We start from the raw sequence: 25,133 nt of genomic DNA on the forward strand, positions 1-25,133 counted from the left end.
CTATTAAAAATCAAACCTTTTAATTACATCCAACGAGCGTGCAAAATATCTAAAAAAAGCAACCCTCAGGTTGCTTTGCTATTTTAGTTTACTTCTACTTCTGGTCTAACACTCTTATTGACAATATAACCTATTATATAGCCAACATAATTGATAAACCCTTCTAACCTGTGATTATCCTCTACATAAATCACAGTACTATTAGAAGCATTATTCTTTACATCGAAACTACTATAATCAATTACCTCATCTTCTTTAGCCATAATCACTAAAGCGTCCTCTACATTGTTTATTTTTATTAAACTCTCTTGAAGATTCTCTGTAAACTGTAGATCAGCATTAAGACGTTTATCATAATCTAGCAATGGACTAGTTAGTACTAATATTGTCTTTAACCCTAACGCTTTACGAGCTTCTCTTACTTGGTACGCTAGATTAGCTCCAGTAGAGTCTCCTACTAAAATGATTTGTTCAATCTCTGCTGTCTGTCTTACAGCTGTTTGTAATAACAACTTAAAATCTGTGTTCTCATCCCATTCAAAAACCGCAGCCGGAAAGTCTGGCAAAGATTCTTTTATATTATAAAATTTACGTGATTCTCTGTTTGATCCATATCCATGGATATATAATAAAAAAAGGTTGTCCATTATCTATATTTAATTATCGAATAGTAATTCTTTATACTATCAAGGGCTAAATGTACATTTATCTTCTACATATTCCACCCTTTTTTTAAAAAAATATCTCTACAAAGCCCATTTAAATATTTATTATGCAATAAGTCCAAAATAAAAATCGCATTATTAACATTTCTAACCTAAATTAATTTGTATCTTGTTAGAAGATTTCTTACCCACTCAACTAACGATAATGTAACCAAAAAAACAAAACCGTTATGAAACAAGCGAATCAACAAGTGCTAAATGCATTACTATCTCCTGAGGAGTACACGCGTATTCTACAAAGTACTAAAGATACCATACCTGAAGATGCCTTATTTAACTTCTTGCTTAAAAACAAAATCTTATATGAAGTCAATGTTAATGCTCCGCATCTAGATAGTGATGCCATTTCTTTTATCAGCCAAAGAATGAATACACTAGGTGAAGATTTCGTAATCAATGAAAAGAAATTAGACAAAAAAGTCTCTAAAGCTGTAAAAAAAGAAAAGATCGACAAAGGGGAAGCTCTTGCTTATATGATTAATCAAATCCGTAAGAAACTACCTAAAAATTATACGGTCTGCAATTTAGAGAGAGGAGATGAAGCTTATTATATAGGAGTAATCAAGAAAAAAGAACTCAAAAAGATAAGTAAGTTGAACCTTGACTTTGGGGTATTCCATAAATTTATAACAACACCTGATAAAGAGCCCTTCTATGTTATAGAATGCTCGTGTGGTACTACTTATATATGGGAAACTCAAGAAGAAGATGTAGATCCTAGCAAAGGCGTTTGTCATAATTGTGGTAAATCATTTGCAGATCAAAATACACATCTTAGCAATGAAATAAAAGAATAAATATATCTAGGTATTGTCTATCTTTACTTTATGATTAATGTTATTTAGAAATGATTAAATTCAGTAGATTATTTATTCCGCTATTATCACTAGGTCTTCTTACTATTAGTTGTAGTAGTGATGATGATATTAAAATCACTCCACCTGTAGAAGAGGAAATTATTGATCTAACAGAGCCTCATACCTATAGTTTTAGCTCTGTATTTATAGAACAGCAAAGTACCTTCATAGATAAAGCAATTACCAATCAAGGGACAATAACTTTGGACCAAGATTGGGAAAAGGAAATAGAAGCTATCCGACCTGTATCCATGACATTAGATGGAGAGCGCCTACGTGTAATACTAAACAATGGTAAGGATACAAACTATGTGATCAAACTGATAGAGCGTACCATCTACTTTATCAGAGGTGATGGCGTTCTTCTACCAGCTGCTACACTTGCAGAGGATAATAAAAGTATAACACTATACTCTTCTTTCTATCAAATAGATGGATTAGACAAGGTTTCATTAATGACACAAAAAGAAGAAATACACGACTATCAAGCAATCGATTTATTATCCTTTACCAAACAATTCTATCATCTAAAAGATATTAAAGGAAAGTATTTACGCATTTCACTTGAATATAAAATAGTACAAGGAGCTCCATGAGCTCCTTTTTTTATTACTTTTTAATTATTTTTCAAAAGACATATTTTGACATAATCATCAGTACTTATATCAACATCAACTAAATAGTATTACACATATTTTTACGCAATCTTCTTTACGGTATAAATCACACAATTGAGGATAATTAACATTGTTAATTTTAACAAAAACACATATCTGACACCTTGTAACAAACACGAATTGATATGATACGTACCACTGTAAAATTATTTAGCCTGTGTCTAGCCATAGGAGTTATTACTGCTTCTTGTAGCAGTGATGACAGCAGCCCAGTAAAGCCACCTATTGTTGATCCAGAAAAACCGGAGCCAGAGAAACCTGAGCCTGCCACAGCAATTACTTTTGACTTCAGTGCTCAGAATGTTGTTAAGCAAGTATCTTTTAAAGACAATGCGACTACAGATCTAGGAACTACTGTCTCTAAAGAATGGGAACCTACTCTAGCCTACTTAAAACCTATCCAACTAACCTTAGATAAAGAAAAACTAGTGGTTACTTATAACGAAAGTAAAGTAAAAGAATATACTGTAAAAATAGAGAATAACAATATCGTTATTCAAGCGACTAAAGACTATCCATCTTATACTTTCGCTAAAATATCAGAGGATAAAAAGAGTCTATCTGTATACTCTTCGTTCTTCCGTATTAAGGGAGCACATAAGACATTAAATGTAAACAACGTAACTTCTCTTCAAGAATACGGAGAAGTAGACTTTACTACATTTGCTAATAAGTATAATCACTTAAAGAACACAAGTGGTAAATACTTGAAAGTTGAATTTAAATACACTCAAAAAAACTAAGACATCATGAAAAAAATACTTTATACTCTAGTTGCCTTAGCTTTTAGTAGTGTAACTTTCGCTCAGACATTTGGTAGCAATGCAGTGAAATCAGAAGAGTTCTATCCAGGTGCAATATTCAATGAAAAATCTTTAAAAAGTACTGAACCTAAAAGGTTAGCTACTGCAACAGAAACAAGTCATGTGCTTCTTCCTTCTTTTTTAGGAGAGTTAGCTTTTGAAATTAGCGATTATTCTAAAGATCATTGGCATTCTATTATAGATAAACATTACACTAAACTAGCTGAAAGTAATAATAATGAAGGTTTTTCATTTTCAAGTCCTTCTCAAGTCAACTCTTTAAAATATGTAGATAAAGCTTACAATACTTATGAAGCGCTAAAAAACTACTTTGGTGTGGAAAAAATAACTTCTAAGAACTTATTCTTTGGTAAAAGTGAGCAGATTCTTTTCTCTTTAAATATTGTTGACCCAATCAATAAAGAAGGTCGATATATTTCAAAGGAAGCATTAAAAAACATCGAGAGTCAAGATCCTATCTTAGTAACAAGCATAAGTTTCGGAAAAAGAGCTGATATCTTAATTGAATCTAATCAATCACGAGAAAATGTAACAAAAGCTTTTAATATTTATAGTCATAAAGAGACTCAACAGTATGAAGAAGCAAATCAAATCCTATATGATGCGTCTATACATATGATCTTTTTTGGACAGAACAGCATCGATGTATCTGATTTAACGAATCAAGAAATGATTTTAAAATATATTGAGTTTATTACTAAACCTGCTACTAAGGAAGATTATTACTTCCCGATTAGATATAATGGTATTCACCTAAACAATCGAGGTAATTACGAAAGTGATATAATGCAAGATACTTATTATTAAAAATAACACATAAAGGAGCTCCATGAGCTCCTTTATTTATACCATCAAAAAAGCAAGTAGGCCATCAGCCTACTTGCTCATATAATATAAAATGCAATTATAACCTTTATATACTCTAATATACCAAAGTATATACACTAGGCTAACTCTTTATAATCAATTACTTCGTTATCTCTTTTACGATATCTCTTACCTCCATCACTCCAGTGTGTTTCCACAGTACCTCTCCTACTTGATTTACAAGTACCATAGTAGGAATCGCTCGTATGTGAAACTGAGCAGATATCTCCTGATGCTGATCTACATCTATACGTTGCAAATAGGCATGCTCTGTAATCTCTCCTACCGATTCATCTATTATCCTAGTCAACATCTTACAGGGTCCACACCATTCTGCAAAAAACTGTAACAATACTGGTTTATCTGTTTCTTTTAAAATCTCAGCTAACTTCATTTCTTCTTTTTTTAATTCGTTTGACTAAAGCAAAATTAGATATCATTCTATCAGAAAGTCATATACGAATGGGAGGTTAAACAGTACAAAGCACATTATATTGTTTTTTTTTCTTAATTTACATACCTAATAACCTAACTAACAGACCTTGGAAGAAAATACCACTACTCCTATTCAGCTACCTAAGCCTGAAGGATTCGAAGACTATACCATAGAGAAGAAGACCATTGATCTAGGAAAAGCAAACGGGTATGCACTACTTAGCTTAATCCCTATTGCGATAGTTAATTTTGCTGGATACTATCTCGTTTGGGGAGAAATAATTAGCATTTCTAAACTAAAAGGACTACATCCATTACTAGTCATGGGCTATTGCTTCTTATACATAGTCGTTATGACTCTCGGAATCGTAGTACATGAGCTTATACATGGAGCTACATGGGCTATATTTGCAAAGAAAGGATTTAAGTCTATAAAGCTTGGCTTTCTAAAAGAATATCTCACTCCTTACTGTCATTGTAAAGAGCCACTTAAAGTCAGAGCCTATAGTATAGGCGCGATCATGCCAGCTATTATACTTGGCTTTATCCCTTCTATACTCGCTATATGGACAGGTAGCTTAGGAATGCTATTATTCGGCATATTTTTTACTGTATCAGCTATGGGAGACTTTATGATTATTTACCTCATCTATAAAGAAGATAAGGATACATGGGTACAAGATCACCCTTCAGAAGCGGGATACTACTTACTAAAACAATAATTAAACAAAAAGACAGCTCATAGGCTGTCTTTTTAACCCAGAATCAGTGATAGACAGATAAACGAAAAGTAATTATACAAAATAGCTCTGAATTAGTGATACAAGCATACTATAGTATGGTTTTAGAGCTAATGAAAGAGATATGAAGTAGAATTGCTTTGTAGTATTTGGCTAACGCTTATTCTGGGTTTAATATACTATCTCTTAAGGTATTAATACGGCTCTACCTTTCAGTTCTCCTCTTCTCATTTTATCATATACCTCTAGAGCCTGATCTAAAGGAAACTTCTCTACTTCGATATGGATATGCCTTTGTCTAGCTAGTTCTATAACTTCCATTAGTTCTACCTCAGACCCCCAATACGGTATAGATACATTTACTCCCAATGGGACTTTTCCGAAGCCAAAAGGATAGTTACCTCCTGACAGTCCTATGATGGTAAGGTCTCCATTTAATCCCACTACTTTCGCTCCTAATTCGATAGTAGAGGTCGCTCCTACAAAGTCAAGTACAGCTATAGCTTTCTTCGCACCTGTTATCTTCACGATTTGCTCTGCAGCATCCTTATCTGTCGAATTAACAGTATAGGTAGCTCCCATTTTCTTAGCGAAATCTAATTTGTCTTGAGTGATATCGCATGCAATAATAGTAGCGCTACTAACGGCCTTTAATATCTGTAAGGCAGTATGCCCTAATCCTCCAATACCGATAACCACTACATAAGAGTCAGGAGACAGTTTATGCAACGATCTCTTAATCGCAGAATATGGTGTCAAAGCCGCATCTGTAATAGGCGCTGCTATAGCAGGATCTAAGTCTCCTATCGGCACTAATAAACGAGATGAAGGTACTAGCATATACTCTGCCATCCCTCCGTCTAATCCTAACCCTCCTCCTGCAGCCTGACTCGCATGGTTATCACAGTAGTTCTCAGAAGATTGTTTGCATGGCTTACAATGCCCACATCCCCAAGGACCATATACTACTACGGCATCTCCTTTTTTAAATCCTTTTACACTTTCACCCATTGCCTCTACATAACCAGCATTCTCATGACCTAAGGTAAAAGGTCCAGGTACGATACCGTCATCTATCACATGCAAATCTGAATGACAGACACCAGCACCTGCTACTTTAATTAATACTTGTTCTCCTGTAGGTACAGGAATAGGCATATCATCAACGATTTTCACATCGTGTAGTCCTAAAAAACGTACTGCTTTCATTTTCATAATTATGGTTTTAAGTATACTCACTAAGTTACAAAAATGGATTAAAAGAGTCAGTTTATATCCGTTCTCTACACATTACACAAGTAATCTATCAATATATTTATTAATTCACAGCACAACTACACAATACGCAATACATTAATAGAAATCATAATAGATGCTCCAACCCTTTGATTGTTTATTATAAGCAAACATAAAACTTCCATTATCTACTACATTCAGATTCACTTTTTCATTAGTCGAGATTTGGAATACAAATTCGTATCCCTCTCCATACTCTTCATATACTCCGATACCTGACTGACAGTAAGAAGGATACCCTCCTAACTTAGTGTCATAACAATGTGCGTCAAACACATCGTAGTAGCTCTCCATCACCCCCTCATCCTCCATCTCACAGATTCGATCCTCTTGTTCTAAGGTTAATCCTCCTCCGTCCCAGATAGGATAATCTACCTGTTCTAATCGAGGTTTTAAAGGAAATGGATGTAGAATAGAATCCTTATTAGTCAATTCCTTCTGAACAACACCTTCTAAGGAATCATAGGTTCTAATCACCCATTTATTTCCCATCGGTTCTAATTGTTCAGGAAATTCATAAGACATAAATACAGTCAGTAATACAATCCCCTCTAAAGCCTTGGGTACAAAAGGCAGATTAGATAAATACAATTGTAACAAAGGAATCATCTCTCTCCCTTGATCATCTAGCGGTATTCCCTCTTCTTCTTTATATGCCGTAACACGAGCAATCCAAGATTCTTCAATGGTATTTAGCGGACGAAAACCTCCTACTTCAAAGGCTGTGATAGTACGTCCTATCTCTTGTTTTAGTTGTTCTATTGTTTTCATAATCTTAAGAATAAGTATTAAGGCAAATGACGGTGTCCTCTTTCTCATTATAATAAAGTACACAATCGTTACCATCTGTAAAGAACTCACATCCTATCGTCATCCCAATAGGCGTATAATTATCTGATATAAAAGAAGCTGACACTATCTCACTTAGTTCGTTATAACGCGAAGTAGTATCAAAATCCTCGTCTCCCACTTTATACACATAAGGGCTAGGATCTGCCTTGCCAAAGCCATCTATTAATTGTCTATATTTAGCAAATTGTCCTGTTTTTTGAAAAACTAGTTTGTTTAAAGAATAGGCATAGAAGAACTCTATATAGGTCTCTAGATCTAGCTCATCATCAGTTAAGTCAGTCACTAAAGGTATTACCCTCTCAGTATAGTCTTCTAGAGACATCTTCGCTTTAAAATAATAATCTGCATTTGTCCAGAACTCTTCTTCTAATACAGAAGATACAGCCTGAGCCACTTTATGTCCTTTATATAGAGTAATATCTCCACTAAATACATACTTTCCTTCTTTTAATGAGAAACAAAAATGATCAAATGAATTCTGATCAGAATTACTTTCATCATTTGTCCAGATACCATTATGAGAGACAAAGTGTACATTCTTACCAGAAGCTAGTTCCACTGTACACAGTGGATAGAAGATTCCCCTTACTGTATCATCTATAAAGACCTCTTCAAATTTAGGGTATAACACGATTTCCATTGACTTTCTTTTTTCTAAAATAGAACACGAAAATACATTTTTAAATCTGCTTTCACCTTAATGAAAACAGCTATTTTAGAGTAGTATTATCACAGTAGTACACCAGTCTAACTACTTCTGAAGAGTGTACTTTCTTCTTAAAAACATACAATACAGTTAGTGGAGATCAAAGAAACTGTACAGTCATAGTAGGACGAGACAGTGTTTATATACTGTAGGGTACTTCCCTTCCTTTTACTATTTGTTGATATGCTCTTATTTTATTATTCATCGTATTGTATTTAGATTAAGATATATATAAAGTAAAAAGCCGTAGTCTTAAAATAAGGCTACGGCTTTTATGCGAATTAATAATAACTTTCTTTTGTTTTTTAACAAATACTAATATAGTAAATAATTTTAACATTTAAAGAAACATTATTATTTCTTTTTATCTAAAAACAACTTTATAGCCTTAGCTTCTTCTGTTTTTATAAAACTATCCTTACCTTCATTATAATGATTTCCATCTCTCCACTCCATTGTGCTCAGTTTTTCTTTTAATTCTTGATAAGCCTTTTTCACAGCAGGATGTGCTCTTAGGTAATCTCTAAAAGCGATATGACGTGTCCAGTTCATGTTATCCACTGGGATAGCATGTATATTAGCTACTCTTATATCGTGATTGTGTAGCCCTTCAGGCACTTCTGTTCCTATTCCTATCTGAGTAGGAAATCCATATACACTAGGCTCTTGATCCAACTTAACGAAAAATCTTCTGTAAGGCATTTCTTCATTGTATAGTTCATAATAGATATACCCTTTTGCAGTCATAAGGCTAGGCAGTTTATCTAAATCTTCCTCTGATTTTAACCCTATCATAATATCGATAATAGGCTTAGCAGATAATCCCTCTACAGAAGTACTCCCGATATGCTCTATCTGTACCTCTAAGTGATTTAATACAGGTGCTAATTCTCCTTTTATAAGGTCAAACTCCTCTCTCCACTGAGGATTGTATTTCTCAAAAGCTACTTTCATGGTTTTACGATATACTGGGTTCTATTCGTTACAAAGATACTCTTCACTCTTTAAGACACTTAAAACTAAAGTCAAAAAAAGCACCAATAAACAATATTGGTGCTTCAACTATCTTATTCGGAGTATGGAAACGAAACATTCATCTTCTCATAAGGAATGTACTTCGCTAATATCTCTTTATACTCTGTATAGGTCAATAATCCTCTATACTTATCATTGGTATCTTCTAATCTATAATCGATGATAGGACGCTCTATTAACTCCTGTAGAAGAGCCACTTTATCCTCTGATAGATACTGTATATGTGTCTTTAGGGTAGCCCTAAGGTTTTCTATAAACTCTTGATCAGACTGATTGTTATAGGTATCTAGCTGACTCATATCCATCACGATGCGTTTAAAGATAAAGTCTCTTAAATTCTTCGCTTCATAAGTAGCTTCTATATCATCGTGCCATACATATACGATAGGATAATCACCGTCTACTTCTTCATTCATCATGAAGCAATACATATCCCCTGCCCCATTCTTAGCAAACGAAATAAAGTTATACTCTTCCTTTATCTCCATATAATTATCAGGATCTCTTAGCCAGGCTATATCTTCATCAACATCCTTTAAAGGAGTCAATTCGAAGTCATCACTAAATAACAATAAAGGTGGATTATCTTTTAACTTCGGAAATGTCGTTGCATACCACATAGAGCTGTACTCTCCTACTTCTAACATATTATCCTTTTCTAACTGCTTATAAAGCTCAGGATAAACGATATTATATTTCTGTTCTAATTCTGTTATAGTCATAGCTATTCTTTTTAAAAGTCTCTATATTCATCAAACCACTGATTAGCTTCTTCTTCCGCTATTACTAAAGAGCTAAAAGAAACTAATTGCATGACTGCTTCCCAAGTATCTTCTCTCTCTGTAGTTTCGATATTCGGTAGATTATTTATTATCTCTACTAATACCTTTATCGCTTCTTTGATTTCCTCTTTTGTCTTAGCTTTCTTAATTACCTTTAGAGCCTCTTTATACGCTTTTACAGTCACTTTATTATTCTTACCTGTCCAAGATCCAAATGGGATACTAAACTCAGTAATAAACCACTCAGGCTTCTTTAAATTAGAAACAGAAGCGTATTGAAAGGTTCTCTCCTTCTCTAATACAGTTAATTGTTTCTTTAATTCTTTACCGCCCTTTTCCTCAATATTCCAACCAATGAAATAATTTAGTTTAGACCAACTCGCTAAAGTTGGTATTCCTTCTAGGTTAGGCATATACCTCAACTCTAGGCTTTCTAAATTCTCAAACTGCTTTAATTCACCTAGATTACATACATTACCAGATAGCGATATTGCTGTCAAATTAGTGAATTGCGATAAACTATTACAATCAAAAGGTTGCCCATTCACTTTAGTATGAATATTGATCTCCTTGATATGTGCTGTCGTTTTAAGTACTTGTAATCTCAAGGGAGATACAGTATCATTAGCAAACGAAAAAGACAAAGCTTCTAGGTGCTCATAGTTCTCTAAAGTTAGATTACTGACCTTCCCTCTAATAGAGATGTCTTTCACTCCCTTGCCTAATATTAAGCGAATAGGATGATCAATAGTCACTACTAATCTTCTGATAGCTGCTTGACTAAAATCAGCTTCTTTACAATCTAGTGGTACCCAATCTAGCTGTTCCATCTCACGAGTAGCACTCCACTGGATAAATGACGTATCATCTCCGTGGTATTCCATCACACGAGGCCAATTACCTCCTGCTGGAACTTGAAACTCATTAAATACGCTCCAATTAATAGTATCTTCTCTCTCTACTAAAGCATCACATTTAGACATTGTAATTCCCTTAGTACCTATCGCAAAACGACCTTGTCCTGCTGTTATCTTTACTTTATGACTATTCTCTTTAGTCAGTGATAAGTAAAATGGTTTATCTCTTTCCATACTTTCTTATTTAAACCACACTTCATATCCAAATCTACAAATAGCAATGAACATGATGAATAAGAAGATATATCTCACCCATACCTGTCCTTTTAGAATAGCCATCTTCGCTCCAAAATATCCTCCTAAACCGTTACAAACAGCCATTGGGATAGCAACTTTCCATATAATAGCTCCTTTTAATAAAAATAAGCAGATACTACCAAAGTTGGTCACTAGGTTAATCAGTTTTGCATAAGCAGATGCTTTAAAAAAGTCAAAACCAATTAAAAAAACAAATCCCATAATAAAGAAAGTACCTGTAGCTGGCCCAATAAAACCATCGTAAAAACCTACTACTACCGAAATGATAACTCCCCAGATATACTTCTGTCTATCTGTAATATTAGTAATCGCTTTTCTAGAGAAGTCCTTTTTGACATAAGTGAATATCCATAGGGCTATTAAGATGATAAATAACAAAGGCTTCATAAAGTCATTATTCACTATCGTCAAAACATAAGAGCCTGCAAAAGCACTTCCAAAAGAGATCAAGGCTAATAGGGCAAAGTACATCCAGTTTATCTTAGTCTGCTTTAAATATTGTCTGACAGCTATAGCCGTTCCTGAAAAAGCGGGAATCTTAAGTGTACCTATCACAGTCGATACAGGGAGTTGGGGTAATAAGGCTAGGCCTAGTGGTGTTTGTATTAGTCCTCCTCCTCCTGCGATGGCATCTATAAACCCAGCACAGAAAGCAACTATTCCTAAATACAATAAGATATCTAATTCCATTTGTGTTTTATAAGTACACAAATGTAGAAGTATTACTTTATCTTCTAAAGTGTATTTTTCCTTTTTTATCTAAAAACCACTAGTTAATAAAAAAACCACTAACAATAGTTAGTGGTTTTCTTTCATTTTGTATTAAGAGCATCTATGTCAATAATACCTTAATAACTCTATTAATCATTTTCTTTTAACTTTATTCATTCTCTAAATGTAAGTATCCTTGTTTCTTGATAATTCTAGCTCCTCTAGCATCAGAATATTCGTATGTTAAGACGTAGAAGTAAGTACCTGTTGGTAGTTTAGCATTTTTATTCATAGTACCACGCCCTTCTGAATATCCTTTAAATACATTACCATTACTATCATAATTGGTTGTTTCGTACACCTTAGCTCCCCATCTATTAAAGATCTGTACTTTGTTATTAGGGTAACGAGTAATATTATCAATAATAAAATAATCATTCTTACCGTCTCCATTAGGAGAAACAGCGTTATATACGACTACATCACCATCTAACATTACATCAGTATTTACTGTCCCTAAAGTGAAGAATCCATAACCATTTACAGCAGTAGCTGTAGTTACTTCTTTATTTGCGATATCTACTACTCCTCCTTCATCTACCCAAATAAGATTATGTGAATCCCAACGGATAATATGTAAATCTTTTTCTGGATTTAGTAACATCTCTTTCAATGTAGTATTCTCGCTCCAACTCAAGGTTAGCAAGACATCTCCTTCTGTGTTATTTCCTTTATCTACTAACCAAAACTCTTTTGTATTCAATAAATTAATTACTCCAGATTTATTACTATGAGATTCGAAGAACTGTTTATCATCATAAATATATCTACTAACATAAACAGATTTATCACTTTTAGGAGCAGAGATTTTAGCATATCTAAAGTTACCTTTATTTCCTTGAGGGAACATAAACTCATCGTTTCCTATTTTCTCTATCTCACCATCAGCAAAGCTTTTATCACTCACATTAATTGCTTTTGCTCCTTTTTGGAAACTGATCATCCCTTTTGATAATCCTGTTGTTGCATTCAAAGTCGAGTCTACCTTTACAATTCCGTCTTGAAAATCCATTGTTCCATAGACATCTATATTTGTTTTCAGATCAAAAGCTCCTGCTGTCTGTGGATTATTTAAGACTACATCATAAAACTCAGTAAATGAGTTACCCGAAATAGTCTGTACCCCTGTTTCGTTCTCATATCTACTAAACACGACTTTACCTGTCTTCGCATTTTTACTAATACTATAGATTCCTTCATTTGTAAAATTATTAAAGAAATAAACAGTACCATCATTAGTAAAGTCACCTTTCTTTTCGTTAATAAACTCCGCTACAGTACCCATTTCTGTACCTGGCATAACGGATAATATTCCTTCATTTACAGTTTGTGCTGAAGCAATACATGGCACTAGCCCAAGAATTATTAAACTGATATTCTTCTTTTTCATAACTACTCTTTTTATTCATTTTATCCCCAGCTTTAAAAGCAATATTAGCTTTCAATCTCTGGTTTTTTTAACCTTATCCCTACGAGGTCGTTTTACAATAAAACCAAAAATCGCACCAATTAATCTATTTTGTATAAAATTTTGTACCTAATCATTCTTCTATTAGATCTTTTCAGCAATTTCACTAGTCTCAAACACCTATAAAACGAACACACTATTTATTATTTTATCATAATTACTAGCAATACAAAAATAGAACTTAACCAACAATATTTAATACTACACAAACATTTATACACAATAAATAAAAATATTATACAAATACACGATTAAAACTCATAAAATAACAATTGTAAAAAATAATTTACAAAAACCTTCTAGTCACCATAGGCGACTCCCCTCTAGTCTATAAACACCTCATGTATACCTCTAGTGATTAATCGTTAAATTACAATCTTATTTTACAACAAACAATCGCTAATGGTGAATATTTAATTCTCTGATGCTTTTATCATTTATTCAACTACTCTTACTGTCTTTCTGAACATTAAAATAATATTTTAAAAAAATAAGAGCCAAATATCTAAAGATACTTGACTCTTATTTCTACTTTTCTTTTCCATTAATATTATACATTATCCAGCACCTATACAGGATACTAATAAAGCTTAGTAAATGACCGATTAAAAAAACATAGGTTCTAGTTAGATAATACACTAACTAGAAACCTACTACAAACAACGTATCTATAATTCGGCCAGAACTATATTTTATCGTATAACTACAAAGCGCAGTATTATAGTAAATGCGTTATAAACTCTCTTACAAGAGAATAAATCACGACAACAGCACTTAATATCCATTTTATCATAATACTCCTATTTATGACGTTATAACTATTTTTTACAATTACTTCTTTACTGTATATAAGCAAGAATATTGACTCTAATTCTATTTTCAACAAAACCTCTAATCAAATCAATACTTCTTATTAAAAGAAATATTCTTAACAGAAAACATTAAGTATCCTTCATTAATACTAAGATTTCAATACCTAGAGAGTCTCTTATGAAGAGCAAATATATAACAAATCACTTAATGGTGACTTAATAATTAGTACTTTTGATAAAATATTTTTTTTACTTCATTATGTCAGAGAAAAAGGAAAAACCAAGAGAGAGAAATAAAGAAAAAAGTAAAGAAACATTACTTCAAGCAGTAGGAATAATCTTAAAGGAAAAAGGCTATTCTGCTCTTAAAGTAAATGATATCGCTGCAACGGCAGGCTTAGACAAAAAACTTATCTATAATTACTTTGGAGGTGTAGATCAATTACTTGATGAGTATATCAACTCCCAATATTTTTGGAACAATATAGATCCTGATTTATTGTTAGACGAAGCCACTAAAGATGGCGGAAAAGAAATGGGTAAAGCATTATTAGCTGAACAATACGACTTTGTTCAACAAAACAAGGAGTTTCAAAAACTAATGCTTTGGCAATTATCCGAAGACAGAGATTCTTTAAAAAGAATTATAACTAAACAGGAAGATATAGGAGAAGTACTATTTAAGAATGTATCTGATCATCACTTTGGTGATAAAGCAGATAATTATCGCGCTTTAATGGCTATTCTTGTATCTGGGGCTTATTACCTCAACTTATACGCTGAACACAATGGAAGGTATTTCTGTGGTATAGACCTCCACAGTGATGAAGGAAGACAAAAGATAAAAGAGGCAATGAACTCTATTATAGACAAGGCCTACGAAAAGTAAAAAACAAGAAAGAGAATAGTATAACTTATATCTATTCTCTTTCTTGTTTTAAACATTGTCAATACTAGACAAGTTATAATATAAACTTATGTTTGCGATAATCACTAGGTGAATACCCTGTCACCTTTTTAAATAACCTTGTAAAATAAGAAGGTGAATTATACTTTAATTCAAAAGCGATACCTGCAATATCTCTTGTTTTATCTTGTAAGAGTATTTGACTATGTAAGATACTAATCTCATTAATCCACTGTTTAGGTGGTTTATTAGTAGCTTCCTTGACACATTTATTGAGATAATTCTCTGAGATGTGAAGAAGGTTAGCATAAAACAGTACATTCTTATGGTCGATATGAAATTTCTGTACCAACTCTCTGAAGCGAAAGGCAATATCTAGTTGTCTACTCATCGGAGTCTTCTTTTCCATATCAACGCGAATTACCTTCATTAATATAGCCTCTAACAAAGTAACACAAATCTCTACATCTCTATTTTCACTTAAAGATTCTTCTTCTAGCAAATCTAATGTTCTACCTACCCAACTCGCATTCATCTCATTAAGCTTTACATGAGGATTCATGGCAAAAAACTTTAAATCAGTTGCTCCTAATGATATATCTGTAACCACATCGTTCTCATATATAACAAAATACCCCCTGATATCCTCTGATATAGATAGGGTTGCTGTTATATTTCCATTCTTGACATTGATAATCTCATGTTTAGACAAAGTATAAGCTCCACTATCTAAATACTGTGTCATCTCCCCCGTAGTCAACATAATCATAAAATTAAATGTGGTACGATAAGGGATAACAGGCATTAAAATTCCCCTTAAATAGTCTTCTAAACGATAAACTTGAATCTTGCTATCATTCTCTAAATAACTATTATCCAAATGAGGCAAAAACAACTTCTTATACTGATAGTTGTTCAATATTTCAATAGACGGCTTCGACATATTTCAACCAAATAATTAAGGCAAATTTTATAAAATAAATAGATCATTATCAATAGTCTATAGCTAATATTTTGCCAATATTACTTAGATATTCTATCAATAAGATTAGTAATTCCTAGTTCTTCTAATTTCTTCACTATCCATTTGTCTAACTGCTTGATAGGATACATCACCCACATCGCAAATACAAAAGGGAATGTCAAAGTAGTCCATCCATACTTAATCATAAAAATATCGAAATAGGTAGAGATAATTACACTGATTAACACATACATTCCTGCACGTACTTTATCCTCTCCCATAGCAATACCGCATAATACCGCATTAAAACTAAATACTCCTTCACTAATTAAAGCATTAGAGGCATGACTACTATGCGAAATATACACACTGACAATCACTGCTACAAAACCATATAATGCCTGTATAGGTCGGCTGATAAACACTCCCAAAAAGAATACAACTCCTGCTACAAAGCTCCCTTGAAATAATACTTGTCCAAAAGCATGGCCTTGAATTAAAAAGTCATCTAACTCTTCTATATCTACAAAGTGCTCAGGTACAGAACGAATAGCTAAATCAGGGATACTTAGAATAAACAGTGAAATCCAAGTAAAAAGAATAAAAGGAAATGTATAAGCTGGTAATTCCTTTTTTATTGCCCATCCCATTATAATGGTTGATAAAACAGATGAAATAATCATCATCGCATATACCCAAATACTAGGTTCAAAATAAAATATTAAAGCTACCCCTATCAGACATGAATTAAACCCATATAGTCCATTCTCTATGTCCTGCCTATCAAATCTCAACAACTTCGCTGTTATAATAGCTACTATATTACTCAGAGATGCCGCTAACGCCATATTGGTAGAATCGTAATATATTGCTGCCAAGAACAGCATTCCTGTTATTGCATTGGCTTGTAACATAATCTGTCCAAAACCTCTAAAAAAGGCCTTAAAACAATGAACTATAAGTTCTTTCATAGTTTTATTTTTGAGTTTTTAATTAAAATCTACTTAGGCTGTTATAAAAACAACTCATCCCATAGCTTCTGTTGAATTGTTTGAAATATATTGAATAGCTTTTCTGCTCCTTGTCCTAAAACTCGAATCATAAATCCATCTCCTTCTAATAAGCTTATACCGAATTCGATTCCTTCTTTCTCTCCATACTGTTTATAGAAAAATTCTATGTATTCTAGTACAGATACATTGGCGGTATTGTAATAAATCAGAGTTCCCTGATGAGTATATCCCTCTAGAATACCTATCTCTTTAATAGGCATTAAGTCAGGTTGTAACAATACATTATCCTTTACTTTAAGCTTACCTTCTACATAAATCTCAGTCAAATTCTGAAAGTGATTGTACTCAAACTCTTCTCCTGATAACTTCCTTCCACAAGTAATAATATCAGAAAGTAAAAAATGACAATCTTCCTTCATTTCTACTTTATTACGACTGATAAAAGTAGATGAACTCTGAGGCACTACCGGATGAGGAACATAGGCAAAAGCACTTCCCTTTTTCATATCTATTACAGCGGTTTGCATCGACTTATTCTTCATGTGAAAAAGACGTTGATACGCTTGTGTCTGTAATTGAAGTTTAGTGTACTTAGCAAGGTGAATAGAGATGCGATGATCATCATTGTCTAACAGTCCTGGAGAAGAACTCATAATCATTAGATAAGCTGCCTTATCTCTCTTATATTGCCCTACTGGTACAATTCGAAAAGGTTGAGTAACGTAAGCGTCCTTTAAATAAGAAGCTCCCTCACGTTGCTCAACTCTAATGTCTAATGATGAAATCATACTATCTCAATAAATTAGGTTCTTCAATATCCTCTAACAAAGCATATTTTTTAATCCAACCCACTATATCTTCTAACCCTTCTCCTGTTTTTAAATTAGAGAATAAGAAAGGGGCTCCTTTTCTCACTCGTCTTGCATCTGCCTCCATCACATTTAGATCTGCACCTACGTAAGGAGCTAAGTCTTTCTTATTGATTAACAACAGGTCAGAACGTGTGATGGCTGGTCCTCCTTTACTTGGCATTTTCTCCCCTTCTGCTACATCTAATACGAAAATAGTAATGTCGGCTAAGTCAGGGCTAAAGGTAGAAGATAAGTTATCTCCTCCACTCTCAATAAAAATCAACTCTAAATCAGGAAAACGATTAGCTAACTCATCTACAGCTTCCAGATTCATACTCGCGTCTTCGCGTATAGCAGTATGAGGGCATCCTCCTGTCTCTACTCCTATAATTCTATCTTTTGGCAATAGACTATTCTTAGCCATAAACTCTGCATCTACACGAGTGTAAATGTCATTAGTAATTACAGCTAGATCATATTCATTTAATAATCGACGACTCAATCGTTCAAGTAGAGCTGTTTTACCTGATCCAACAGGTCCTCCTACTCCTATTTTAATATATTTTCTATTTTCCATATTGTTGATTGTTTATGATAAATAAAGTCTTGAATAAAGGCGTTCGTGTTGCATACATCTGATGTCAAAACCAATATTACACAGACCGATAAGGTTTCTATCCATTACTAATGACTCTTCACTTAGTTTCAATAAATCATCGTGTAAGTAATACAGAATATCTTGCCCATCTAGTTGCCCTAGTGGTACTAGCTTTACAGCATTGGTAACCATCCCTATAGCTGCATTGTAGTAATATGCATGCATAGCTTCTACTAAAGGAATTTGCATTACTGCTGCAAAGACTCCATAAAGGATACAATAGTGATTATAAGTTTCTTTTGCCTTAATCAATTGTTCCCATTGTTGTACTACAGCATGCTCTCCACTGTATCTACTAAATATCTTATATAAACGCAATCCCAGCTTCTGACTACCTTGTCTTATTTCCATTGGTCCTTTCAGCGCATTACACTCTTGATCCAATGCAATTAGTTCTTTAATATCTCCTAACACAGTAGCATCATAGGCCAACTTCATCAGTGCTGCATCATTGTACTTAATATTATACCATAGATTATGTCTTATATACTGATCTGCTGATGCCTTATCACACACCATCCCATTCTGAACATAGGTTTCTAACCCATTAGAATGTGTATATCCCCCTATGGGTAATGCTGGATCTGCTAAATGCAATAACCTTCCTAAAAATGACTCTTGCATACTCTATAATTTTAATGATAAACTACCTTTAGGCAGTGTAAACGTAAACTTCTTATGCTGTTCAAAATCAACATTTGCATTTAGTGGACATCTCAACTTCTTTTCTATAACCTCTGTTGTATATCCATTTTTATCAAACCACTCCTGCATAGAACGTTCATAAGGCATATATAAGCTATTACCTTCAGCAAAAAGTGGGATATGCTTATTTCCTATTTCATAAGCCACTAAACCTAATGTTTTCATATCAGATGCTGTAAAGGAAATAGCTTCACAAGGCAAAATAGATACCATGATTACTTTTTGCTGGTCTTCATATAGGATATCTCCATCTTTTAAACTCTGCCCTTTACCTAAAAAACGAATAGCAATAGATACCCCATCAGCTGTCACTAGACGCTGAATACGCTTCTCTACTTGATACCATTCGATGTATAAATAATCGATATGCTTCTCTATCTCTTCTGACTTACAATTTCTTATCGCTTGAGTTACTAGCATTCTTACGTTTACTTAAAAATGAGAATACAGGGTTAAGAAACCTTGTATTCTCTTGTTGTTGGTTTATTTGTTTGTTGTTTCTTATAGTTTAAAACAAGAAATATCGCTGTCCTAGTGCTACCTCATCTATTGGCTTACAAGTGATTTTCTTACCATCTATACTTACCTCATAGTTCTCTGGATTCACAATAATCTCTGGTGTAGCATGATTGTGAATCATATCTGCTTTAGAGATATTACGACAGTTAGTCACTGGAAGCAATGTTCTAGCGACCCCGTATTCTTCTTGAATACCTTTTTCTAGAGATACCTTAGAGACGAAGTTAAAACAAGTAGTAGTTACTGCTTTTCCTAATCCTCCATACATCGTTCTTAAGATAATAGGTTGTGGTGTAGGGATAGACGCGTTTGCATCTCCCATCTTAGAAGCCGCTATCATTCCTCCTTTGATAATCATCTCTGGTTTCGCACCAAATAAAGCTGGTTTCCATATCACTAAATCGGCTATTTTACCTGGTTCTATTGACCCGATATAATTAGATACCCCATGAGCAATAGCAGGGTTGATTGTATACTTCGCTACATATCTTTTTGCACGGAAGTTATCATTCCCTGTTCCCTTATCCTCTGCTAGACTACCGATTTGTTTCTTCATCTTATCAGCTGTTTGCCATGTTCTAGTGACTACTTCACCTACACGTCCCATAGCTTGAGAATCAGAACTCATGATACTAAATACTCCTTGGTCTTGCAAGATATCTTCAGCCGCAATAGTCTCAGGGCGAATACGCGAATCTGCAAAAGCTACATCTTCTGGAATATCTTTACTCAAGTGGTGACACACCATCAGCATATCTAAGTGCTCATCGATTGTATTCTTTGTAAATGGTCTTGTCGGGTTAGTTGATGCAGGTAATACATTAGGGTACATTGCAGATTTTATAATATCAGGTGCGTGTCCTCCTCCCGCTCCTTCTGTGTGGAATGTATGGATTACACGTCCATTAATTGCTTGCATTGTGTCTTCTAAGAATCCTCCTTCATTTAACGTATCTGTGTGTATCGCTACCTGCACATCATATTGATCAGCTACAGATAACGCTCTATCGATAGTAGCTGGAGTAGCTCCCCAGTCTTCGTGTATCTTTACTCCTAAAGCTCCTGCTTCGATCTGTTCGATAATAGGCTGTTCTGTACCTACATTTCCCTTTCCGAAGAAACCGAAATTCATAGGTAAGTGATCCACAGCTTGCATCATACGTCTAATACTCCATTTACCAGGAGTCACAGTTGTTGCATTTGTTCCATCTGCTGGTCCAGTACCTCCTCCTATCATGGTAGTCACTCCACTATAAAGGGCTGTCTCTATCTGTGTAGGACTGATATAATGAATATGAGTGTCTATACCTCCTGCTGTAACGATATACCCTGCTCCTCCATGTACTTCTGTAGAAGCCCCGATAATCATATTAGGACTCACATCATCCATCGTATCAGGGTTACCTGCTCTACCTACACCTACTATCTTACCATCTTTAATACCGATATCTCCTTTCACGATACCCCAGTGATCAATAATAATAGCTCCTGTAATCACCATATCTAACACCCCTTCATGACTAAGATGATTAGAAGATTGCATCATTCCATCACGTACAGTTTTTCCTCCACCGAACTTACTCTCATCCCCATAACTTGCAAAGTCTTTCTCTACCTCAATGATAATCTCTGTATCTCCTAGACGCACTCTATCTCCTACTGTAGGACCAAAGATTGCACTGTAGTTTGCTCTACCAACTTTTAAACTCATAATGATTTGTTTTTAAAGTACTGTTTCTCTACTTTTTTCATCGCTATAGCTTTAGCTTCTTCAGAGATAGTCTCTCCATTAGCTAAATCGTTATGTCCATATATCTTTCGTGCACCTGCATAAGGTACTAAGTCTACCTCTTTTTCTTCTCCTGGCTCAAAACGAACAGCTGTACTGGCAATAATATTTAATCGTTTACCAAATGCCGCAGCACGGTCGAACTCCATCATTTTATTTACTTCAAAAAAATGATAGTGAGACCCCACTTGGATAGGTCTATCTCCTTTATTAACCACTGTAATGGTAGTAATCTCTCTACCTTCATTACAGATAATATCTTCCTCTTTAATAAAATATTCTCCTGGAACCATTTGTTGACGTATTAAATTATCTAATAGGGTTGTGTACTGTCACTAGCTTTGTTCCATCAGGGAAAGTAGCTTCTATCTGTACATCGTGAATCATCTCGGCAATTCCATCCATTACATCTTCACGTGTTAATAGTGTAGCTCCATACTGCATTAACTCTGCTACTGTTTTTCCATCTCGTGCCGCTTCTAGAAGCTCACTACTGATATAGGCTATAGATTCAGGATAATTTAGTTTTACCCCTCTAGCCTTGCGTTTTTTGGCTAATTCACCAGCCAAGTGCAAAAGCAACTTTTCCGTTTCTCTCGGTAATAAATGCATATATATTTTTAATTAAAATTGAAAAAATAGAATAACACTCCAACATAGATTTAACTACATTGGCTACATATTGATTGATTAACTAAGTAGCAAAGATTTGACCACAATTACCCTGTAGCCATTATTTTTTAAACTATCCCATGAGGAATCTTAAGTGTCTGGTATAATAAGTACTTTGCTCTATGCTGTTGCAGATAAGCAGATACATTGTCCTCACTTAAAACGGGTGTAGTAAAACGCTCATTAAAAACGTATGTATGCAGAAAGTGTAGTACATCACCTAAATCTATTTTATCACTAGAAAAGTCATTAGTATCTAACGATTTTAAATACTCCACTTCTACTTCTATTTGACAAAAAACTTTAGATGCTTCTTTCTTGCTAACTTGATCAGATAACAAAACTTTACCTGATGCGGCATAATTCTTCCCTGTCTCTACACGTTGGCTTGCAAATACAAATCCAAAATGAAAGAGAAAAAAACACAAAACGATAATTCGAGATAATGCTTTCATAACAGTGTTATATACCTTGTTCTTAATTATGCCACAAAGATAAAATCTATATACTCCATCTAATAGCACAAATCTTGACTATACTACCATAAAATAGGCAATTGAGAATACAAATCGTTAAACTTGTCCTTATCTTTATGGACATAAAACACACAACAATGAAAACACATAACTATCAAGCTACCATAGAGTGGACAGGGAACAAAGGAACTGGAACTGATAACTACAAGAACTATGAAAGAGATCATACTATTACAATTGATTATAAACCTGCTATATTAGGTTCATCTGACCCTGCTTTTAGAGGAGATAAGACCAGACACAACCCTGAAGATATGCTTATTTCTTCTCTATCTTCTTGCCATATGTTGTGGTACTTACACTTCTGCTCTGTAAATAATATTATTGTAGTAGCATATACAGATCATGTGACTGGTGTAATGATAGAAGAAGTAGATGGCAAAGGTAAATTCACTGAAGTAACACTCCATCCTACGGTAGTTGTAGCTAATAAAGATATGGTCGAAAAAGCAAAAGAACTACATCATAAAGCCAATGAATATTGCTTCATCGCTAACTCTATAAACTTCCCTATCAAACACAATCCTACTATCCTTGTACAACAATAGACATCTAAGAAGTTGTCGACGGCATTGTTTTTATCCAAAATAATAATACTGAAACCCTAAAGAAGTAATCATTCTTGCTAAATACACCACAATACTAATACATATTTCTAAAAAAAATCAAACATCCTATAATCACTACTAAAGAATAAAATCAACTCATAGCATTCTACTACGGTTTCTTTTTAAGTAAACTCTTTGCTGTTGCTTTCCCTTTTTCAGTTAAATAGTACCTCTGGTTACGGCTCGTAGGTTTATCAGGTATTGTCAAAGCAATATATTCTCTTTCAAGTGCTGCTTGCAAGTAATTTCTTCTAAAATTATCTCTATTTAGTAGCCCTAATTTCTCTTGTAATTCTTCTCTACTGTGTATATCAATAAAAGCTTTTAAAAGCTCTATAACTTGTGGACTATCTTGCATGGTATCATGAATGCTATCTTGCACGTTGTCTTGCATGGTGTCTTGCACGTTATCATGGATGATGTCTTGCACGGTATCTTGCATGGTGTCTTGCACGTTATCATGCATGGTGTCTTGCATGCTATCTTGCACGTTGTCATGGATGTTATCTTGCACGTTGTCATGGATGTTATCATGGATGCTATCATGGATGCTATCATGGATGATGTCTTGCACGGTATCTTGCATGGTGTCTTGCATGTTATCTTGCATATTGTCTTGCATGCTATCTTGCACGTTGTCATGGATGTTATCTTGCACGTTGTCATGGATGTTATCTTGCACGTTGTCTTGCACGTTATCACGTTCAACAAGTACAATTGGTTCTACTGAAGGAAGGGTAATCTTCAAGAAGTTTTCTGAAAACTGAAAGCAATCTGTACCATAGGCCTGCAATATTCTAGGGACACCGGACCCTAACTGTTCTACTAGGTCCAGGTCTTTAAGTATTCGCATAATCTCTTTATTTCGCGGTACAGAGAAACCATAAAAAAACTCTTCTTTTGACAGTCCATCAGGCAATCCTCCATAGGAAGTAATCTCTAATCGGTCATCGAATATCTCAAACTTAGGAGCGATCTCTCGAGTATAATCATTATGTACAAAGGCATTTAAAACAGCTTCTCTCAAAGCGATTACATTCCATAAACGCCTTTCTTTCCTTTCTTTTGCTGTGATTTTAGCTAGAGTCCGATTCTCTACATTTAATTTATCTAATACTTGGTGAGTTGCTTTTATCAGTGATTCATAACCAAACTCATTACTCTCTTCTAACTCTACCCTATCTAGCCCTATATAACGAGCTACTTTAACAGAGACACTATTACTGTCACTCATTAGATAAGCGACATAATTATATTCTTCTTTCTCGGTTAAAAGCTCTAGATTAGTTGCGAACTGTTCATTTAATGTCTTATTGATAAACTGAAAATAGATATGTAGTTGCTGGAACTGTAATTGTTGTTTAGGAGATCTAATCTTACTAATAGAGTTCCTAGTTCGTTTACTATACAAATCTTCTATTAGTTTAGTGGTCATGGGTTCTGAAGAGCTTCCTATTCTAATAAATGTTCCTTTCTCTGACATTCCATATTTCTTAATATAATAAGGTTTCTCAGATCCACCTGCTATAATAATTTTTATAACATTCTTGCCCTCTGTATTTTCAACAACTAGATCAAATAGTCCTAAACACGAAGGAAGTATATTAGTCTTTAACCTATCTTTAATAACTAGTTGATCCTGATCAAGATTCTTTACTCCTATAGGAGTATCTTTATTATTAATACCTATATAGAGTACACCCTCTTCATTGCTATTTAAAAAAGCCACAACTTCTTTTTCTAAATCTGAAGTTAGCTGTTGTTTAAATTCTAGATGCTTATTTTCGAACATAGCTTTAGCATTATTAACTACAACTAAAATACTGATTACGAAACCAATAAAATAAATCAATTCAAAGAAACTTAATCTTTTTTAGCAAATAAAAAAC

The 25,133-nt window shown here is 34.0% G+C and carries 28 protein-coding genes; 7 read left to right on the top strand and 21 right to left on the bottom strand.

Features of this window, described 5'->3' with window-relative positions; all coding sequences use genetic code 11:
* Positions 1-83 precede the first annotated feature (83 nt).
* Entirely contained in the window at positions 84-647 is a 564-nt protein-coding gene (locus MODO_RS13250) for an alpha/beta hydrolase family protein (protein WP_006258197.1), read from the bottom strand.
* 248 nt (positions 648-895) lie between these two features.
* Here MODO_RS13250 and MODO_RS13255 point away from each other — a divergent pair, with 248 nt between their 5' ends.
* The 4 genes from MODO_RS13255 (at position 896) to MODO_RS13270 (ending at position 3,890) form a co-directional block, all read left to right on the top strand.
* Positions 896-1,522, top strand: a complete 627-nt coding sequence (locus tag MODO_RS13255) for a hypothetical protein (RefSeq protein ID WP_006261492.1) — start codon at positions 896-898, stop codon at positions 1,520-1,522.
* A 50-nt stretch (positions 1,523-1,572) separates the two neighbouring features.
* Positions 1,573-2,178, top strand: coding sequence for a hypothetical protein (locus MODO_RS13260; RefSeq protein ID WP_006261493.1), 606 nt, complete (start codon positions 1,573-1,575; stop codon positions 2,176-2,178).
* Positions 2,179-2,384: 206 nt separating this feature from the next.
* Positions 2,385-3,002, top strand: coding sequence for a hypothetical protein (locus MODO_RS13265; protein WP_006261494.1), 618 nt, complete (start codon positions 2,385-2,387; stop codon positions 3,000-3,002).
* A 6-nt stretch (positions 3,003-3,008) separates the two neighbouring features.
* Positions 3,009-3,890 (top strand): hypothetical protein, encoded by an 882-nt coding sequence (locus MODO_RS13270; protein WP_059051210.1) that lies wholly within the window; start codon positions 3,009-3,011, stop codon positions 3,888-3,890.
* 160 nt (positions 3,891-4,050) lie between these two features.
* Here MODO_RS13270 and MODO_RS13275 read toward each other — a convergent pair whose 3' ends face one another.
* On the bottom strand, positions 4,051-4,344 hold the full coding sequence (locus MODO_RS13275; RefSeq protein ID WP_006261496.1) for a thioredoxin family protein: 294 nt from the start codon (positions 4,342-4,344) through the stop codon (positions 4,051-4,053).
* Positions 4,345-4,492: 148 nt separating this feature from the next.
* On the opposite strand from MODO_RS13275, the gene MODO_RS13280 reads away from it, so the two are divergent.
* Positions 4,493-5,107, top strand: a complete 615-nt coding sequence (locus MODO_RS13280) for a DUF3267 domain-containing protein (RefSeq protein ID WP_058699812.1) — start codon at positions 4,493-4,495, stop codon at positions 5,105-5,107.
* Positions 5,108-5,311: 204 nt separating this feature from the next.
* Here the strand turns inward: MODO_RS13280 and MODO_RS13285 are convergent, their stop codons facing one another.
* The 8 genes from MODO_RS13285 to MODO_RS13320 all read right to left on the bottom strand — a co-directional run bounded on the left by MODO_RS13285 (position 5,312) and on the right by MODO_RS13320 (position 13,132).
* Entirely contained in the window at positions 5,312-6,340 is a 1,029-nt protein-coding gene (locus tag MODO_RS13285) for an NAD(P)-dependent alcohol dehydrogenase (protein ID WP_058699811.1), read from the bottom strand.
* Between the two features lie 138 nt (positions 6,341-6,478).
* Positions 6,479-7,192: a YwqG family protein gene (locus MODO_RS13290; protein ID WP_058699810.1), complete on the bottom strand. Its 714-nt coding sequence runs from the start codon at positions 7,190-7,192 to the stop codon at positions 6,479-6,481.
* A 4-nt stretch (positions 7,193-7,196) separates the two neighbouring features.
* Positions 7,197-7,913, bottom strand: a complete 717-nt coding sequence (locus MODO_RS13295; protein WP_006261500.1) for a hypothetical protein — start codon at positions 7,911-7,913, stop codon at positions 7,197-7,199.
* A gap of 420 nt (positions 7,914-8,333) precedes the next feature.
* Positions 8,334-8,933 (bottom strand): GrpB family protein, encoded by a 600-nt coding sequence (locus MODO_RS13300; RefSeq protein WP_059051213.1) that lies wholly within the window; start codon positions 8,931-8,933, stop codon positions 8,334-8,336.
* A 113-nt stretch (positions 8,934-9,046) separates the two neighbouring features.
* Positions 9,047-9,736, bottom strand: coding sequence for an SMI1/KNR4 family protein (locus MODO_RS13305; protein ID WP_006258207.1), 690 nt, complete (start codon positions 9,734-9,736; stop codon positions 9,047-9,049).
* Between the two features lie 11 nt (positions 9,737-9,747).
* Positions 9,748-10,887, bottom strand: a complete 1,140-nt coding sequence (locus tag MODO_RS13310) for a hypothetical protein (protein WP_006258208.1) — start codon at positions 10,885-10,887, stop codon at positions 9,748-9,750.
* Positions 10,888-10,893: 6 nt separating this feature from the next.
* Entirely contained in the window at positions 10,894-11,661 is a 768-nt protein-coding gene (locus MODO_RS13315) for a sulfite exporter TauE/SafE family protein (protein WP_006258209.1), read from the bottom strand.
* A 190-nt stretch (positions 11,662-11,851) separates the two neighbouring features.
* Complete coding sequence (locus MODO_RS13320) at positions 11,852-13,132, bottom strand: T9SS type B sorting domain-containing protein (RefSeq protein WP_006258210.1); 1,281 nt, start codon at positions 13,130-13,132, stop codon at positions 11,852-11,854.
* A 1,149-nt stretch (positions 13,133-14,281) separates the two neighbouring features.
* Here MODO_RS13320 and MODO_RS13325 point away from each other — a divergent pair.
* Positions 14,282-14,911, top strand: coding sequence for a TetR/AcrR family transcriptional regulator (locus MODO_RS13325; RefSeq protein WP_006258211.1), 630 nt, complete (start codon positions 14,282-14,284; stop codon positions 14,909-14,911).
* A gap of 73 nt (positions 14,912-14,984) precedes the next feature.
* On the opposite strand, the gene MODO_RS13330 is transcribed toward MODO_RS13325, so the two are convergent.
* The 10 genes from MODO_RS13330 to MODO_RS13375 all read right to left on the bottom strand — a co-directional run bounded on the left by MODO_RS13330 (position 14,985) and on the right by MODO_RS13375 (position 22,555).
* Complete coding sequence (locus MODO_RS13330; protein ID WP_006258212.1) at positions 14,985-15,872, bottom strand: helix-turn-helix domain-containing protein; 888 nt, start codon at positions 15,870-15,872, stop codon at positions 14,985-14,987.
* An 80-nt stretch (positions 15,873-15,952) separates the two neighbouring features.
* Positions 15,953-16,864, bottom strand: a complete 912-nt coding sequence (locus tag MODO_RS13335) for an urea transporter (RefSeq protein WP_006258213.1) — start codon at positions 16,862-16,864, stop codon at positions 15,953-15,955.
* 41 nt (positions 16,865-16,905) lie between these two features.
* Positions 16,906-17,694 carry an urease accessory protein UreD gene (locus MODO_RS13340; protein WP_058699808.1) on the bottom strand — a complete coding sequence of 263 codons (789 nt, stop codon included), beginning with the start codon at positions 17,692-17,694 and terminating at the stop codon, positions 16,906-16,908.
* A gap of 1 nt (position 17,695) precedes the next feature.
* Complete coding sequence (ureG, locus tag MODO_RS13345; protein ID WP_006258215.1) at positions 17,696-18,334, bottom strand: urease accessory protein UreG; 639 nt, start codon at positions 18,332-18,334, stop codon at positions 17,696-17,698.
* A 12-nt stretch (positions 18,335-18,346) separates the two neighbouring features.
* Positions 18,347-19,039, bottom strand: coding sequence for an urease accessory protein UreF (locus MODO_RS13350; RefSeq protein ID WP_006258216.1), 693 nt, complete (start codon positions 19,037-19,039; stop codon positions 18,347-18,349).
* Positions 19,040-19,042: 3 nt separating this feature from the next.
* On the bottom strand, positions 19,043-19,540 hold the full coding sequence (locus MODO_RS13355; RefSeq protein ID WP_039329990.1) for an urease accessory protein UreE: 498 nt from the start codon (positions 19,538-19,540) through the stop codon (positions 19,043-19,045).
* Between the two features lie 88 nt (positions 19,541-19,628).
* Positions 19,629-21,350, bottom strand: coding sequence for an urease subunit alpha (gene ureC, locus MODO_RS13360; protein ID WP_006258218.1), 1,722 nt, complete (start codon positions 21,348-21,350; stop codon positions 19,629-19,631).
* Entirely contained in the window at positions 21,347-21,721 is a 375-nt protein-coding gene (gene ureB, locus MODO_RS13365) for an urease subunit beta (protein ID WP_006261509.1), read from the bottom strand. The genes ureC and ureB overlap by 4 nt, the downstream gene beginning before the upstream one ends.
* 16 nt (positions 21,722-21,737) lie before the next feature.
* Positions 21,738-22,040 (bottom strand): urease subunit gamma, encoded by a 303-nt coding sequence (gene ureA / locus MODO_RS13370; RefSeq protein ID WP_006258220.1) that lies wholly within the window; start codon positions 22,038-22,040, stop codon positions 21,738-21,740.
* Positions 22,041-22,168: 128 nt separating this feature from the next.
* Positions 22,169-22,555 (bottom strand): hypothetical protein, encoded by a 387-nt coding sequence (locus tag MODO_RS13375; RefSeq protein WP_039329991.1) that lies wholly within the window; start codon positions 22,553-22,555, stop codon positions 22,169-22,171.
* 158 nt (positions 22,556-22,713) lie between these two features.
* Here MODO_RS13375 and MODO_RS13380 point away from each other — a divergent pair, with 158 nt between their 5' ends.
* On the top strand, positions 22,714-23,184 hold the full coding sequence (locus MODO_RS13380; RefSeq protein WP_232279330.1) for an OsmC family protein: 471 nt from the start codon (positions 22,714-22,716) through the stop codon (positions 23,182-23,184).
* A gap of 169 nt (positions 23,185-23,353) precedes the next feature.
* Here MODO_RS13380 and MODO_RS13385 read toward each other — a convergent pair whose 3' ends face one another.
* Positions 23,354-25,096 carry a Fic family protein gene (locus tag MODO_RS13385; protein ID WP_059051215.1) on the bottom strand — a complete coding sequence of 581 codons (1,743 nt, stop codon included), beginning with the start codon at positions 25,094-25,096 and terminating at the stop codon, positions 23,354-23,356.
* Positions 25,097-25,133: the final 37 nt, after the last annotated feature.

The organism is Myroides odoratimimus, from assembly GCF_001485415.1.
In the GTDB taxonomy this organism is placed as follows: Bacteria; Bacteroidota; Bacteroidia; order Flavobacteriales; family Flavobacteriaceae; genus Flavobacterium; species Flavobacterium odoratimimum.

Excerpts from the sequence above, each read along its gene's own strand:
- MODO_RS13250 (WP_006258197.1), bottom strand. The coding sequence starts at position 647 with ATGGACAACCTTTTTTTATTATATATCCATGGATATGGATCAAACAGA.
- MODO_RS13255 (WP_006261492.1), top strand. The coding sequence starts at position 896 with ATGAAACAAGCGAATCAACAAGTGCTAAATGCATTACTATCTCCTGAG.
- MODO_RS13260 (WP_006261493.1), top strand. The coding sequence starts at position 1,573 with ATGATTAAATTCAGTAGATTATTTATTCCGCTATTATCACTAGGTCTT.
- MODO_RS13265 (WP_006261494.1), top strand. The coding sequence starts at position 2,385 with ATGATACGTACCACTGTAAAATTATTTAGCCTGTGTCTAGCCATAGGA.
- MODO_RS13270 (WP_059051210.1), top strand. The coding sequence starts at position 3,009 with ATGAAAAAAATACTTTATACTCTAGTTGCCTTAGCTTTTAGTAGTGTA.
- MODO_RS13275 (WP_006261496.1), bottom strand. The coding sequence starts at position 4,344 with ATGAAGTTAGCTGAGATTTTAAAAGAAACAGATAAACCAGTATTGTTA.
- MODO_RS13285 (WP_058699811.1), bottom strand. The coding sequence starts at position 6,340 with ATGAAAATGAAAGCAGTACGTTTTTTAGGACTACACGATGTGAAAATC.
- MODO_RS13290 (WP_058699810.1), bottom strand. The coding sequence starts at position 7,192 with ATGAAAACAATAGAACAACTAAAACAAGAGATAGGACGTACTATCACA.
- MODO_RS13295 (WP_006261500.1), bottom strand. The coding sequence starts at position 7,913 with ATGGAAATCGTGTTATACCCTAAATTTGAAGAGGTCTTTATAGATGAT.
- MODO_RS13300 (WP_059051213.1), bottom strand. The coding sequence starts at position 8,933 with ATGAAAGTAGCTTTTGAGAAATACAATCCTCAGTGGAGAGAGGAGTTT.
- MODO_RS13305 (WP_006258207.1), bottom strand. The coding sequence starts at position 9,736 with ATGACTATAACAGAATTAGAACAGAAATATAATATCGTTTATCCTGAG.
- MODO_RS13310 (WP_006258208.1), bottom strand. The coding sequence starts at position 10,887 with ATGGAAAGAGATAAACCATTTTACTTATCACTGACTAAAGAGAATAGT.
- MODO_RS13315 (WP_006258209.1), bottom strand. The coding sequence starts at position 11,661 with ATGGAATTAGATATCTTATTGTATTTAGGAATAGTTGCTTTCTGTGCT.
- MODO_RS13320 (WP_006258210.1), bottom strand. The coding sequence starts at position 13,132 with ATGAAAAAGAAGAATATCAGTTTAATAATTCTTGGGCTAGTGCCATGT.
- MODO_RS13325 (WP_006258211.1), top strand. The coding sequence starts at position 14,282 with ATGTCAGAGAAAAAGGAAAAACCAAGAGAGAGAAATAAAGAAAAAAGT.
- MODO_RS13330 (WP_006258212.1), bottom strand. The coding sequence starts at position 15,872 with ATGTCGAAGCCGTCTATTGAAATATTGAACAACTATCAGTATAAGAAG.
- MODO_RS13335 (WP_006258213.1), bottom strand. The coding sequence starts at position 16,864 with ATGAAAGAACTTATAGTTCATTGTTTTAAGGCCTTTTTTAGAGGTTTT.
- MODO_RS13340 (WP_058699808.1), bottom strand. The coding sequence starts at position 17,694 with ATGATTTCATCATTAGACATTAGAGTTGAGCAACGTGAGGGAGCTTCT.
- ureG (WP_006258215.1), bottom strand. The coding sequence starts at position 18,334 with ATGGAAAATAGAAAATATATTAAAATAGGAGTAGGAGGACCTGTTGGA.
- MODO_RS13350 (WP_006258216.1), bottom strand. The coding sequence starts at position 19,039 with ATGCAAGAGTCATTTTTAGGAAGGTTATTGCATTTAGCAGATCCAGCA.
- MODO_RS13355 (WP_039329990.1), bottom strand. The coding sequence starts at position 19,540 with ATGCTAGTAACTCAAGCGATAAGAAATTGTAAGTCAGAAGAGATAGAG.
- ureC (WP_006258218.1), bottom strand. The coding sequence starts at position 21,350 with ATGAGTTTAAAAGTTGGTAGAGCAAACTACAGTGCAATCTTTGGTCCT.
- ureB (WP_006261509.1), bottom strand. The coding sequence starts at position 21,721 with ATGGTTCCAGGAGAATATTTTATTAAAGAGGAAGATATTATCTGTAAT.
- ureA (WP_006258220.1), bottom strand. The coding sequence starts at position 22,040 with ATGCATTTATTACCGAGAGAAACGGAAAAGTTGCTTTTGCACTTGGCT.
- MODO_RS13375 (WP_039329991.1), bottom strand. The coding sequence starts at position 22,555 with ATGAAAGCATTATCTCGAATTATCGTTTTGTGTTTTTTTCTCTTTCAT.
- MODO_RS13380 (WP_232279330.1), top strand. The coding sequence starts at position 22,714 with ATGAAAACACATAACTATCAAGCTACCATAGAGTGGACAGGGAACAAA.